Source organism: Nocardia cyriacigeorgica GUH-2 (assembly GCF_000284035.1).
Taxonomy (GTDB): Bacteria; Actinomycetota; Actinomycetes; order Mycobacteriales; family Mycobacteriaceae; genus Nocardia; species Nocardia cyriacigeorgica_B.
This window is the reverse complement of the sequence record NC_016887.1, coordinates 4884770-4898509: the sequence shown is the minus strand read 5'-3', so window position 1 is coordinate 4898509 and position 13740 is coordinate 4884770. Positions and strand designations below refer to the sequence as shown.

Below are 13740 nucleotides of genomic sequence, written 5' to 3'. Positions count from 1 at the left end.
GATACGGACCTGTTCGCGATCATCCTAGGTCGCGGATATGCGCCGGGCGTATGGCTTCGGCCAAGAACTCCGACATCTCGCGCAGCACCGCCGAGGCCGGGCCGACCAGCGCGGCTTGCAGCTGCGCCACATGCCACAGCCCGCGGCTCTCGGTGAAGGCGACGGTGACGCCCGCGTCGCGCAGCGAGGCGGCCAACCGCACGCACTGCGGATGCAGCAGCTCGCTGACGTCGACCTGGACGTAGGTCGGCGGCAGCCCGCGCAGCTCCCCGAGCAGCGGTGCGTAGCCCGGATCGGCGTTGTCGCCGTTGCCGAGATAGGCCGCGGCGCACGCGCGCGACCACGGCTTGCTGATCACCAGATCGCGGTGGCGGTCCGGGATCTCGTTCGGATCGGTCCACGGTGCGATCAGGCCGAGCGCGGCCGGGGTGTAGCCGTGCCGCGCGATCAGCCGCTGGGCGGTGGCCATGGCCAGGCCGCCGCCGGCCGAATCGCCGGAGATGGCGATCTGGCCGGGTGCGTAACCGTGCGATTCGACCAGCTCGAGGAACGCCGCCTCGGCGTCGTCGAGACCGGCCGGGAACGGATGCTCCGGCGCGAGCCGGTAGTCCAGCGAGTAGACCGCGCAACCGGTTTCGTGCGCCAGCCGGGCCGTCAGCGAACGGTGGGTGGCCAGCGAGCCGACCGCGTAACCGCCGCCGTGCAAATAGAGCACGGCACCCTCGCCCGGGGTTGCGGTGGTGAAGCGGTCCGCGGGACGTCCGGCGAGCTGGATCCGCTCGATCCGGGTGCCCGGCGGCGCCGGCTGCAAGCGCGAGCCGGCGTCGAGCAGGAGTCGTTGCAGCTTCCAGGGCAGCCGATCGTTGAGCGTGGCCCGATAGACCGGGCTCAGGATCGTGCGCGCCACCGGGAGCGGAATGGCGATATCACGCATCGTCGTCCCCGGCTCAGGGCAGGAAGCGGCGCTCGACGGTGGCCGAGATGCGCTGGTAGCCCGAGGCCAGGACCCGCACGTACAGGTCGAGGAACTTGGCCTCCCAGCCGATCAGCACCCGGCCGTGCTTGCGGCGCACTCCCTCGGTGATCGTCTTGGCGGCCATTTCCGGGGAGTGGATGGCCAGGTACTTGTCGAACATGGAACTGGCGTTCTTGCCGTCGATGCCCTCGGCGTAGGTGGCGTTGCGGGCCACCGCGGTCTTGATGCCGCCCGGATGCACGCAGGTCACCTCGACCGGCGTCTTGGCCACGATCATCTCCTGGCGCAGCGCCTCGGTGAAGCCGCGCACGGCGAACTTGGCCGAGTTGTAGGCGCTCTGGCCGGGGACCGAGATGAGGCCGAAGAGGCTGGACACGTTCACCACGTGGCCCTCGCCGGACTCGATCAGGTACGGCAGGAACGCCTTGGTGCCGTTGACGACGCCCCAGAAGTCGACGTCCATGACCCGGTCGAAGTCCTTGAACTCGGTCTTGACCACATCGCCGTGGTGGGCGATGCCGGCGTTGTTGTACACCTGGTGCACGACGCCGAAGTGCTCTTTGACCGCGTCGGCGTAGAGCAGCACCGCTTCGCGCTCGGCCACATTGAGCCGGTCCGACTTCACCTGCGCGCCCAGTTGTTCGCACAACCGGACGGTCTCGGCGAGACCGTCGGCATCGATATCCGACAGCGCCAGCTTGGCGCCGCGGCGGGCCAGATCGATGGCCAGCGCACGTCCGATACCGGAACCGGCACCGGTGATCACACATACCTTGTTACGGAAGTAAGCGTCCTTGCTCACTGGGCTGCCACCACTTTCAGGTCGGGGCGAGTGGAGTTGTCATCGGTAGTCGTGTCGTAGGCCTCGACGTCGAATTGCTTGGTGAGCCTACGGAATTCGAAGGTGAAGTCGGGCCACAGCGTGGTGTTGTTGCCGTGCTTGTCCAGGTACCAGCTGGAGCAGCCGCCGGTCATCCAGACGCTCTTGGCCAGCTTCTTCTGCAACTCGGCGTTGTAGCGGTCCTGCACCTCGCGGCGCACCTCCACGGTACGCAGATCCTGCTTGTCGAAGGTGGCCAGTGCGTCGGCGATGTAGTTGATCTGCGATTCGATCATGTACACCATCGAGGTGTGGCCGAGCCCGACGTTCGGGCCGAGCAGGAAGAACATATTCGGGAAATTCGCGATCGAGGAACCCTTGTAGCCCTGCTGGCCGATCTCGTCGAACACCTCGGTCAAGCTGCGGCCGTCGCGGCCGAAAATGGTCTCGTAGGTCGGCGAATCGGTGACGTGGAAGCCAGTCGCCACGATCAGCGCGTCGATCTCGCGTTCGGTGCCGTCCTTGGTGACGATCGAGTTCGGCCGGATCTCGGCGATGCCGTCGGTGACCACGTCGACGTTGTCGCGGTCCAGCGCCGGGTAGTAGTCGTTGGAGATCAGCATGCGCTTGCAGCCGATCCGGAAGTCCGGGGTGACCTTGGCCCGCAGCTCGGGGTCGCGGATCTCGTAGCGCAGCTTGGCCTTGGCCAGCAGCTCGAAGCCCTGCATCAGCGCCGGGAACTTGGCCAGGCCGACGACCTGGGTTTCGCGCGCGGCGTAGATCGCGGCCCGCGAGAGCCGCTGCACGCCGGGGATGTACTTGAACGCCAGCTGCTCGGCCTTCAGATACGGCCGGTCCAGCCGGGGCAGCAGCCACGGCGCGGTGCGCTGGTAGACGTCGAGGTGGCCGACCTTCGGCGCGATGGCGGGCACGATCTGGATCGCCGAGGCGCCGGTGCCGATGATGGCGACGCGCTTGCCGGTGAGGTCGGCGTCGTGGTTCCAGCGGGCGGAGTGGAAGATCTCGCCCTCGAAGCTGTTGATGCCCTTGATGTCGGGCAGGTTCGGCTCACACAGCGCGCCCACCGCGGAGACCACGGTGTCGGCGGTGAAGTTGCCCTGCGAGGAGGTGATCTCCCAGCGCGCGGTGTCGTTGTTCCAGCGTGCGCCGGTGACATCGCAGTCGAAGATGTGCTTGTCGAGCACGTTGTACTTCTTGGCCACGCCCTGGATGTAGGACTGGATCTCGCCCTGCCGGGAGAACGAGCGCGACCAGTTCGGATTGAGCGCGAAGGAGTACGAGTACAGGTGCGAGGGCACATCGCACGCGGCGCCCGGGTAGGTGTTGTCGCGCCAGGTGCCGCCGACATCGTTGCCGCGTTCCAGGACCAGGAAATCCTGGCGTCCCTGTTGGCTCAGCCGGATGGCGAGGCCGAGGCCGGCGAAACCGCTGCCGATGATGATCGTCCGCAGATGGCGGGCGTGCTGGTTAGCGACAGCTTTGTCTGTAACCTTGCGACTCATATACTCAGACTAGAGCCCTATTGAGTAGCAGTCAACAGCTCTGTTGAATCACAGTCAATAGTATTGACCCACGTTCAGTAGGATGGTCGCGTGAGCACGAGTCCTGGAGAAACCGCCAAGCGTGTCCGGCTGAGCCCGGACCAGCGGCGCGCGCAGTTGATCGAGCTCGGCGTCAAGATGCTGGGTGAGCGCGCCATCGAGGACATTTCCATCAGCGAAATCGCTGCCCAGGCAGGAATTTCGCGCGGCCTGCTTTTCCACTACTTCCCCACCAAGCAGGACTTCCAGCTCGAGGTCGTGCGGCACGCCAACGCCGAACTGCTGATGCGCGTCGCGCCGGACCCGACCCTGGGCCTGTTCGACATGCTGCGCGATTCGGTCAGCCGCTACATCGACTACGTCAGCGAGAACCGCACCTCGTACCTGGCGCTATTGCGCGGTCCCGCCAGTTCGAGCCCCGACCTGGTCGCCCTGGTCGAACAAACTCGCAATGCCATCGTCGACATCATCCTGACCCAGGTTCCCATGACCCCCGAGGAACGCGACCACCCCCGCCTGGTGCTAGCCGTGCGCGGCTGGATCGCCTTCACCGAGGAATCCACCCTGTCCTGGTTGCGCAACGAGACGATCACCCGCGACGAACTGATCGACTTGCTGGTCGAGTCCCTGCTGGCCCTGTCCATGGCCATCAACCCCGCCCTCGCCGCGGCATTGCGTTCCTGAGCCGGCCGGGAACCCGCCCGGGGAAACCCTGCCAGTAGAAGCCGGGGCGTTCGCGGTGGGCCGGTCGCGATTAGCTTGGGTCCGGTCTCGTACTCCGCGCAGGAGCACCGACCCGCCTGTCAGCACGGCGGACGGTGGAGGCCTTCTGGTGAAAGGACCTGTCGAAGAATGCGCATCATCGTCAATTCCGCTGCCGTGGCCGCGGTTTCCGTGGCCGTGCTGGTGGGTGTCGCCGGGCAGTCCGCGGCCGAGTCGTCGGTTCGGCCCGGTGCGGCTGCTCCCGTCTCGGAGTCGACGGGGTATCGAGTTCCGGTTCGGCCACCCCGCTGCTGAAGGCGCTGCTGTGCGCACTCAGCGGGGGCGTCACCGGCTCGCACGAGACCTCGCCGCCCACCTGCTACCTGCCTATGGCGTAAGCCGGTTCGTGATCACCGCCGGGTGGATCCGGACACCGATTCCGGTCCGGATTCCGCCCGGCGTAGCGCTTGCGCGAGAGCGCTGATGTGGGCGATGGGCGGGTCGTAGCCGGGAAAGTAGCAGCACACGCGCTCCGCGACATCGCCGAAACGGCGCGAGATCTCGTCGGCACAGGATTCCGGCGTGCCGCGCACTGCCAAAGTGTCGAGCATGTCGTCGGAGATGCGGTCGAACATCTGCATGATGTCGCCGGATTTGGACAGGGCGTTGAGTTCGGGTTGGAGCTCACCCCAGCCTTCGACGTCGAGGACGGGGCGGTAGGCGGGGGTGGAGCCGTAGAAAGCGAGGAGGCCGCGGACCCCTCGGGATGCCGCGGCCAGCTCTTCCTCGGTGCGGCCCATGGCGACGATGGCCTGCGGGTAGATCGCGAACTCGGTGCGGCCCGCGCGTTTCAGGCCCTCGGCGACGGCAGGCAGGGTGCGTTCGCGGAAATGGCGGTGCGAGTTGAACGGCATGACCAGCAGGCCGTCGGCGACCTCGGCAGCCGTGCGGGTCATCAGCGGGCCGAGGGCGCCGAGCAACACCGGGGGCGGACCGTAGGGGTTGGGGCCGGGGACGAAGGTCTTCGGCATGAGGGTGTGGCGGGTGTGTTCACCGCGGAAGTCGAGCTCGGTGCCGTCCTGCCAGGAGTTCAGGATCGCACGCACCGCGAGTACGATCTCGCGCATCCGCGCCGCGGGTGCCGACCACGTTGCGCCATAACGTTTCTCGATATGCGGCCGGATCTGTGACCCGAGACCGAGCCGGAAACGCCCGCGCGACATCAGCTGCAGATCCCACGCCGCATGCGCCAGATGCATCGGGCTGCGCGGCATGGCGATCGCGACATTCGTCATCAGATCCGTCTCGACCTGTCCCGCCACCGCCGCCAGCGGCAGCATGACGTCGTGCGGGCCCTCGAAGGTGAACAAGCCCGCGGCACCGGCGTCGACGAGGGTCCGAGCGCGTTCGACCGATCGGTCCGGGCGCGCATCCAGTTGAAAATCGAGCAGCACCAACTCATCCAACCGCAACGGCTCCGGTTCGGACCGGCGAATGAGTGGCTTCGGTGCCGGCGCGACCCGGCGACCACGGTCGAGTCGGGACGAGGGCCGGCCCGGGAAGGGGTCACCGAGGCTACCATCGTCACCCGCTCGTACATGCTGTTCGAGGACGCGATGCAATGAGCCGCGCGCCGGGCAGGGCGGCACGTGCCTGCGAACCCACCCGGAAACGCCCGACGCCGGGCCCGAAACACTCTGCGAGAGAGCGAATCCGGACCCGGCGTCGGTGAGTAACCGCTGATCAGGCGATCGGCTCGAAGGCCTCGGCGATGATCTCGGCCTGCTCGACCGCGTGCACCTTGCTCGAACCCGAGGACGGCGCCGACATGGCGCGCCGCGAGATCCGGCGCAGCTTGCCGAAACGCTCCGGCAGCAGCTCGGGCAGGTTCAGGCCGAAGAACGGCCAGGCACCCTGGTTGGCCGGCTCCTCCTGCACCCACGCGATGTCGGTGGCGTTCGGGTAACCGGCCAGCGCCTCGTTGAGCCGGAACTTCGGCATCGGGTAGAGCTGCTCGATGCGCACGATCGCGACGTCCTCGCGCTTCTGCTTGGCCTTGGCCGCGGCCAGCTCGTAGTAGAGCTTGCCGCTGGTCAGCAGCACCCGCTTGACCTTGCCGCGATCGCCGATGCCCTGCTCGTAGGTGGGCTCGTCGAACACCGAGTGGAACTTGCTCTCGGTGAAGTCCTTCAGATCGCTGACCACGGCCTTGTTGCGCAGCATCGACTTCGGGGTGAAGACGATCAGCGGACGGCGGATGCCGTCGAGGGCGTGGCGGCGCAGCAGGTGGAAGTAGTTGGCCGGGGTGGACGGCACCGCCACCGTCATCGACCCCTCCGCGCACAGCTGGAGGAAGCGTTCGATGCGGCCGGAGGTGTGGTCCGGGCCCTGACCCTCATGACCGTGCGGCAGCAGCAGCACGACCTCCGACAGCTGACCCCACTTGGCCTCACCGGAGGAGATGAACTCGTCGATGATGGACTGCGCGCCGTTGACGAAGTCACCGAACTGCGCCTCCCACAGCACCAGCGCGTCCGGGTTGCCCAGCGAGTAGCCGTATTCGAAGCCGACGGCGGCGAACTCGCTCAGCGCCGAGTCGTGCACCGCGAACCAGCCCGGGTTGGCAGACCCGATGTTGTGCAGCGGGGTGTACTCGTCGGCGGTCTTGCGGTCGATGATCACCGCATGACGCTGGGTGAACGTGCCACGACGGGAGTCCTGGCCGGTCAACCGCACCGCACGGCCCTCGTCGATGAGCGTGCCGAAGGCCAGCAGCTCGGCGAAGGCCCAGTCGACCTTGCCCTCGTAGGCCATCTCGCGCCGCTTCTCCAGCACCGGCTTGACGCGCGGGTGCACGTTGAAGCCCTCGGGCACGTTGAGGAACGCGTCGCCGATGCGCTGCAGCACCGACTTGTCCACGGCGGTCTGCACCGTCGCGGGTACCTTCTGATCGTCCTCGACCGATTCACTGGGCTCCGGCGAGTACTTCTCCAGCTCGCGGACCTCGTTGAACACCCGCTCCAGCTGGCCCTGGTAGTCGCGCAGCGCGTCCTCGGCCTCTTTCATGGAGATGTCGCCACGGCCGATCAGGCTCTCGGTGTAGCTCTTGCGCACCGAGCGCTTGGTGTCGATGACGTCGTACATGTACGGCTGGGTCATCGACGGGTCGTCGCCCTCGTTGTGGCCACGGCGGCGGTAGCAGATCAGGTCGATGACCACGTCCTTGCGGAACTTCTGCCGGAAGTCGACGGCCAGGCGCGCGACCCAGTCGCAGGCCTCCGGGTCGTCACCGTTGACGTGGAAGATCGGCGCACCGATGAACTTCGCGATGTCGGTGGAGTATTCGGTGGAGCGGCTGTTCTCCGGCGCGGTGGTGAAGCCGATCTGGTTGTTCACCACGATGTGGATGGTGCCGCCGACGCGGTAACCACGCAGACCCGACAGGTTCAGCGTCTCGGCGACCACACCCTGGCCGGCGAACGCGGCGTCACCGTGCAGCATCAGCGGCATCACCGAGAAGCCCTCGGGGCCGTCGCCCTTGTCCAGCAGGTCCTGCTTGGCGCGGACCAGGCCCTCGAGCACCGGGTCGACCGCCTCGAGGTGCGAGGGGTTGGCAGTGAGCGAGACCTCGATCTCGTTGTCGCCGAACATCTGCAGGTAGGTGCCGCGCGCACCGAGGTGGTACTTCACGTCGCCGGAGCCGTGGGTGGCCGCCGGGTTCATGTTGCCCTCGAACTCGGTGAAGATCTTCGAGTACGGCTTGCCGACGATATTGGCCAGCACGTTGAGCCGGCCGCGGTGCGGCATACCGATGACGACCTCGTCGAGGGCGTGCTCGGCGCACTGGTCGATGACCGCGTCCATCATCGGGATGACCGATTCGGCGCCTTCCAGCGAGAACCGCTTCTGGCCGACGTACTTGGTCTGCAGGAAGGTCTCGAACGCCTCGGCCGCGTTCAGCCGGTTCAGGATGTACTTCTGCTGAGCGACGGTCGGCTTGACGTGCTTCTGCTCGACCCGCTCCTGGATCCATTCGAGCTGATCGGTCTCCAGGATGTGGGTGTACTCCACACCGACGTGGCGGCAGTAGGAGTCGCGCAGCACCGACAGCACATCGCGCAGCTTCATCCGCTCCTGGCCGTGGAAGCCGCCGACGTTGAACTCGCGGTCGAGGTCCCACAGGGTCAGCCCGTGCTGGGTGACATCGAGGTCGGGGTGGCTGCGGAACTTGTCCTTGACCAGGCGCAGCGGGTCGGTGTCGGCCATCAGGTGGCCGCGGTTGCGGTAGGCGGCGATCATCTCGAGCACGCGGGTGCTCTTGTCGACGCCGCGTTCCTTGATGTCCTTGCGCCAGCGCACCGGCTCGTACGGCACACCGAGGCCGTGGAAGATCTCGTCGTAGAACTCGTCGGAGATCAGCAGCTGGTGGATGGTGCGCAGGAAGTCGCCGGACTCCGCACCCTGGATGATGCGGTGGTCGTAGGTCGAGGTCAGCGTCATCAGCTTGCCGACACCGATATCGGCGATGCGCTCATCGCTCATACCCTGGAACTCGGCCGGGTACTCCATGGCGCCCGCGCCGATGATCGCGCCCTGACCCGACATCAGCCGCGGCACCGAATGCACGGTGCCGATGGTGCCGGGGTTGGTCAGCGAGATGGTGACGCCGCTGAAGTCCTCGGCGGTCAGCTTGCCCTCGCGGGCACGGCGCACGATGTCCTCGTAGGCGGTGTGGAACTGCCCGAAGGTCATCTCCTCGCAGCCCTTGATCGCGGCCACGACCAGCGAGCGGTTGCCGTCCTTACCGGGCAGGTCGATGGCCAGGCCGAGGTTGGTGTGCGCGGGGGTGACCGAATGCGGCTTCCCGTCGATCTCGGCGAAATGCCGGTTCATGTTCGGGAAGGCCTTGACCGCCTGCACGATGGCGTAGCCGAGCAGGTGGGTGAAGGAGATCTTGCCACCGCGGGTGCGGGCCAGATGGTTGTTGATGACCAGCCGGTTGTCGATCATCAGCTTGGCCGGGATGGCCCGGACGCTGGTCGCGGTGGGGATGCTGAGCGAGGCGGACATGTTCTTGGCGACCGCGGCTGCCGCACCACGCAGCACCTTGGTCTCGTCGGCCGCGGGGGCGGCCGGCTTGGGTCCGCCGGTCGGCGCGGCGTTGGAGGTCGGCGCCGGGGTGGTCTTGGGGGCGCGCGCCTGCTGCGGAGCGGACGCCGGGGCCGCCGCTGCCGCAGTGGTGGCCGCGGGCTTCGGTGCCGGAGCCGGAGCGGGCGTGGCCTTGGGGGCGGCGGGCTTGGGGGCAGCAGCCTGGGGCGCGGGCGCCGGAGCCGAGTTCACCGTCGCGGTCGTCGCAGCCTGCGCGGGTGCCGGGGCGGGAGCCTGCGCGGGCGACGGCTGGCCGGCCTGGGACTCACCGGACGCGTCGGGGGTGTAATCGGCGAGGAACTCGTGCCAACTTTCGTCGACCGATGATGGATCGTTCTTGAACTTCTGATACATCTCGTCGACTAGCCACTGGTTCTGTCCGAACTGGGAAGTTGAGCTGCTCACAGCAGGTGTTCGCCTCATTTCGTTCTTCGCGCTGCGACGTTTGTGACGTGCCCGGCACGGGGATCGGCGGATGCGCGCCGATGCGCCCTCTGTCGAGGATAGGCCCAGCCCCGAATCGGCGGTGCTACCGACCGGCGGACAGACCGCTCCTCCATGGTGACGACCTGTCTTCCGCTGAGAATATTCCCTCCCGTTCTCCGGCCGCTGCCCAGAGTCGGGCATACGCGCCGCGCGCGGCCAGCAGTTCGTCGTGGGCGCCGATTTCCACGATCCGGCCGTGGTCGACGACGGCGATCCGGTCGGCGCGCGCGGCCGTCGCCAGCCGGTGCGCCACCACCACCGTGGTGCGGTCACGGGCCAGCGATTTCGTCGCTACCAGCACCGATTGCTCGGTATCCGGGTCGAGAGTGGCGGTCGCCTCGTCCAGCAGCAGGAGGTCGGGGTCGACCAGTTCGGCCCGGGCGAGCGCGATCAGCTGCCGCTGGCCGGCCGATAGGCCGCGGCCGCGTTCACCCACCGGTTGGGCCATGCCGAGCGGCAGCGATTCGATCATCGCGATCGCGCCGACCGCCGCGGCGGCGTCGGCGATCTGTTGTGCGGTGGCCGATGGTTTCCCGAATGCAATGTTGCTGGCGACGTCGCCGGTGAACAGGTGAGGTTCTTGCGGGACGATGCCGAGACGGCGGCGGTAGTCGCCGAGCCGGTAGTCGCGCAGGTCGACGCCGTCGACCCGGACCGCACCGGCGCCGTCGGCCGGTAGGTCGTAGAGGCGGGCCAGCAGCTTGACGATGGTCGATTTGCCCGCACCCGTCGCACCGACCAGCGCCAGGGTGGAGCCGGCCGGGATATCGAGCGAGACGCCGTCGAGGGCGGGCTGCTCGGTGCCCGGGTAGGCGAAGCGCACCTGGTCCAGGCCGACGGCGCCGTCGAGCCGGCCGGTGATGGGAACGGCATTGGGCGGGTCGGGGGCGATGGAGGATTCGGTACGCAGCAGCGCGCCGATCCGCCGCAAACCCACCTTGGCCTGCTGATAGCCGTCGAAGACCTGGGACAGGTGCTGCACCGGGCCGAACAACAGCTCCAGATAGAGCACGAAGGCGACCAGGGTGCCCGCGCTGGTGGTGCCGCCGGCGATCTCGCGGGCGCCGACGAACACCACCATGGCCAGCGCCAGGTCCGACCAGGCCGAGATGAACGCGAAATACAGGGCGATGGCCCGCTGCGCGCGCATCCGGCTGTGCCGGTAGCGCTCGGAGTATTCGGCGAAGCGCCGGGCCGCGAGCGGTTCGTGCCGGTAGGCCTGCACCGCGCGCAGTCCGCTGATGTTCTCCTGGAAGTCGGCGTTGACGGTGGAGACGTGTTCGCGGGAGATGGTGTAGGCCGCCGACGACACCCGCCGGAAGATCACCGTCGCGAGCTCCAGGGGCGGGAGCACACCGAGTAGCACCACCAGTGCCAGCGAGGTATCGATGACGAGTAGTGCGACCGCGATCGCGACCAGAGACAGCGCACTGACGAGCGCGGTCGAGACACCGGTCTGCAAGAAGGTCGACAGCGCGTCCACGTCGGTGGTCATCCGCGTCATGATCCGGCCGGACAGTTCGCGCTCGTAGTAGTCCAGGCCGAGTCGTTGCAGGTGGGCGTAGCTGCGGACGCGTAGTCCGTAGAGCACCCGCTCGCCGGTGCGGGCGGTCAGGGTGGTGGTGGCCGCGGCCACGACCCAGCCCGCGACGACCAGCACCGTGCCGAGGACCGCCGCCCGAACCAGCGCGCCCATATCGTCACCGCCGACGCCGGCGTCGATCGCGTACCGCACGATCGGCGGGAACCCGATGCCGATCAGTGCCTCGACTGCCAGCAGCACCATGACCGTCAGCACCAGGGCGCGCACCGGCCACAGCAGCCGGATCAGCCGGAAGCCCGGATCGGGTTGCCGCAGCCGGGCCGCGTCGAGGCCGGGTTGCTCGGTGGCGGGCGGGAGCTTCTCGATGGTGCGCCGCAGCTCCGGCGTCTCGCTCAGATCGGCGGCCGCGGCCCGGCCCGCGCCGCGCGGCGTCCGGCGGGGCGGTTCGAGGACCGGGGGCGCGGTCACCGGCAGCGCATGGGCGGGTGCGGGGAGGCGGACTACCCGGTCGGCATGGGCCAGGGTGGATTCGCGGTGGGCCAGGATGATGGTGGTGCGATCGCCGCGATCGGGTAGCGCATCGAAGATGGCGGCCTCGGTGACGGCGTCGACGGCCGAGGTGGCGTCATCGAGGACCAGGATCCGCGGCCGGGCCAGCAGTGCCCGCGCCAACGCGATGCGCTGGCGCTGGCCACCGGACAGGGTGAGCCCGCGTTCGCCCACCACGGTGTCGTAACCGTCGGGCAGCTCGTTGATGAACTCGTCGGCCGCGGCCATTTTCGCCGCCTGCCGGATCTCGGCATCGGTCGCCTCGGGACTGCCGAGGGCGATATTCGCGGCGATCGTGTCGGAGAACAGGAACGGGTCGTCGAAGACCACACCGATGGCGGCGCGCAGGTCACTCGCCCTCACGTCGGCGATGTCGACGCCGTTGTCGATTGGCCCGCCACTGCAGTGTGGCTGGCTGGAGGCAGCTCCGTCGCGGCCGGACCCCGCTGGCTCGGGGTTACCGGTAGCGGTCGGCGGGGGCGGTACGCGTCTGTCGCCGTTCGCGGGTTTGGGGTTCGCGGGTTTGGGGTTCGGGATCGGAGCGTCGGCGTCGATCACCGTGTGGGGCGTTGCCGCGGTATCCGGTGTGGGCGGCTCGTGACTATCGCCGTTCGCGGGTCCCGGGTTCGGGATCGTGACGGCGCCGCTCATGATGTCGCGCGTTGCCGCTGTACCCCGCGTGGCCGAGAACAGCCGGATCGCACCGGAATCGGGCGCGTAGAAGCGGGGAAGTAGCAGGGAGAGGGTGGTTTTGCCGGAGCCGGCGGGCCCGATGATCGCCACCGTCTCGCCCGGACGGACGGTGAGGTCGAGATCGCGCAGCACCGGGCGGTCCGGATCGAAGCCGAAGGTGAGTGCGTCGATGTCGATGCCGAGCGGCCCGTCCGGCAGGTCCCGGGGGTGTTCCGGGTCGGCGACGGTGGGCGCGGCGTCGATCACTTGGAATACCCGTTCGGCGGCGGCCCGGGTGAGCTGGGCCATGATCACCACCGAGGCCATGGTGCGCGCGGTGGTGGTCATGGTGGCGACGTAGGCGGTGAAGGCGAGGAACGTGCCGAGGCCGATGCTGCCGCCCATGGCCAGCACGCCGCCGAGGGCGACCACACCGACCAGGCCCATCTGCGGGATCGCGGACAGCGTCGGTGCGAAGCGGGAGTTGATGGTCGCGGCCCGCATGCGTTCGGCGAACAAAGTGCGGCCGTGCCGTTCGAGCAGGTCGACCATCCGCGCTTCCTGGCCGAACCCCTTGACCACCCGGACGCCGGTCACCGTTTCCTCGACGTGCTGGGCGAGGTCGGCCGCCCGCTGCTGCGCCGACCAGGTGGCCGCGTACAGCTTGGGCCGGATTCGATACACCACCACGGCGATGGCGGGGACCACCAGCAGCGCCACCGTGGCCAGCACCGGCGACAGCCACATCATCACCGCGGCGGCCAGCACGAATTGCAGCAGCGACATCCCCGACAGCGGCGCCATCGCCAACAAGCCCTGCACCAGTTGCAGGTCGGTGATCGAGCGTGACACCACCTGCCCCGTCCGGATGGCGTCCTGTCCGGCGCCGTCGAGCCGTTGCAGCGACCCCAGCAGATTCACCCGCAGCGCATGCTGGACGTCGAGCGACAGGCGCCCGGCCAGCAGCCGCCGCCCGAAGGAGGCGAGGAACCGGCCGAGGGCGAGCAACACCAGCAGCGCGGCCACCGTGCCGATCACGCCCGTATCGCCGATCCCCGCCGCGTCGACCGCCCGCTTCGTCAGCAGCGGCGCCACGATCTCCGCGGCCGCGCCCGCCAGCACCGCCGCCGCGATCCCGGCAACAGTCCGCCGATGCCGCGCGGCCTCCCCCCAGAGCCGCCGAATCCAGCCGGGCGCCCGCCCCCCGACCTCGATTCCCCCGGATACCTCTGTGCTCACCCGCGCCGATCCGTCCACAACAAGCCCCCCGTCAGCCACCCCT

The 13740-nt window shown here is 68.3% G+C and carries 7 protein-coding genes; 1 reads left to right on the top strand and 6 read right to left on the bottom strand.

Translation table 11 applies throughout. From position 1 onward, the window contains the following. Window positions 1-19: 19 nt before the first annotated feature. Genes NOCYR_RS22180 through NOCYR_RS22170 form a run of 3 tightly spaced genes read right to left on the bottom strand, consistent with a single transcriptional unit; the run spans window position 20 to window position 3319 of the window. The gene (locus NOCYR_RS22180; RefSeq protein WP_014352649.1) at window positions 20-934 is read right to left on the bottom strand and encodes an alpha/beta hydrolase; all 915 of its coding nucleotides are present in this window, start codon (window positions 932-934) and stop codon (window positions 20-22) included. 13 nt (window positions 935-947) lie between these two features. After that, window positions 948-1778 (bottom strand): SDR family NAD(P)-dependent oxidoreductase, encoded by an 831-nt coding sequence (locus tag NOCYR_RS22175; protein WP_014352648.1) that lies wholly within the window; start codon window positions 1776-1778, stop codon window positions 948-950. After that, on the bottom strand, window positions 1775-3319 hold the full coding sequence (locus tag NOCYR_RS22170) for a flavin-containing monooxygenase (protein WP_014352647.1): 1545 nt from the start codon (window positions 3317-3319) through the stop codon (window positions 1775-1777). Before NOCYR_RS22170 ends, NOCYR_RS22175 begins: the two co-directional genes overlap by 4 nt. A gap of 90 nt (window positions 3320-3409) precedes the next feature. Here NOCYR_RS22170 and NOCYR_RS22165 point away from each other — a divergent pair, with 90 nt between their 5' ends. Beyond that, window positions 3410-4042 carry a TetR/AcrR family transcriptional regulator gene (locus NOCYR_RS22165; RefSeq protein ID WP_014352646.1) on the top strand — a complete coding sequence of 211 codons (633 nt, stop codon included), beginning with the start codon at window positions 3410-3412 and terminating at the stop codon, window positions 4040-4042. A gap of 428 nt (window positions 4043-4470) precedes the next feature. Here NOCYR_RS22165 and NOCYR_RS22160 read toward each other — a convergent pair whose 3' ends face one another. The 3 genes from NOCYR_RS22160 to NOCYR_RS30620 all read right to left on the bottom strand — a co-directional run bounded on the left by NOCYR_RS22160 (window position 4471) and on the right by NOCYR_RS30620 (window position 13697). Beyond that, window positions 4471-5514, bottom strand: a complete 1044-nt coding sequence (locus NOCYR_RS22160; protein ID WP_014352645.1) for a TIGR03617 family F420-dependent LLM class oxidoreductase — start codon at window positions 5512-5514, stop codon at window positions 4471-4473. 289 nt (window positions 5515-5803) lie between these two features. Further along, window positions 5804-9562 carry a multifunctional oxoglutarate decarboxylase/oxoglutarate dehydrogenase thiamine pyrophosphate-binding subunit/dihydrolipoyllysine-residue succinyltransferase subunit gene (locus NOCYR_RS22150; RefSeq protein WP_014352644.1) on the bottom strand — a complete coding sequence of 1253 codons (3759 nt, stop codon included), beginning with the start codon at window positions 9560-9562 and terminating at the stop codon, window positions 5804-5806. A gap of 175 nt (window positions 9563-9737) precedes the next feature. Continuing rightward, a complete protein-coding gene (locus tag NOCYR_RS30620) occupies window positions 9738-13697 on the bottom strand; it encodes an ABC transporter ATP-binding protein (protein WP_231855982.1) in 3960 nt (1319 codons plus the stop codon). Window positions 13698-13740: the final 43 nt, after the last annotated feature.

Excerpts from the sequence above, each read along its gene's own strand:
- NOCYR_RS22180 (WP_014352649.1), bottom strand. The coding sequence starts at position 934 with ATGCGTGATATCGCCATTCCGCTCCCGGTGGCGCGCACGATCCTGAGC.
- NOCYR_RS22150 (WP_014352644.1), bottom strand. The coding sequence starts at position 9,562 with ATGTATCAGAAGTTCAAGAACGATCCATCATCGGTCGACGAAAGTTGG.
- NOCYR_RS22170 (WP_014352647.1), bottom strand. The coding sequence starts at position 3,319 with ATGAGTCGCAAGGTTACAGACAAAGCTGTCGCTAACCAGCACGCCCGC.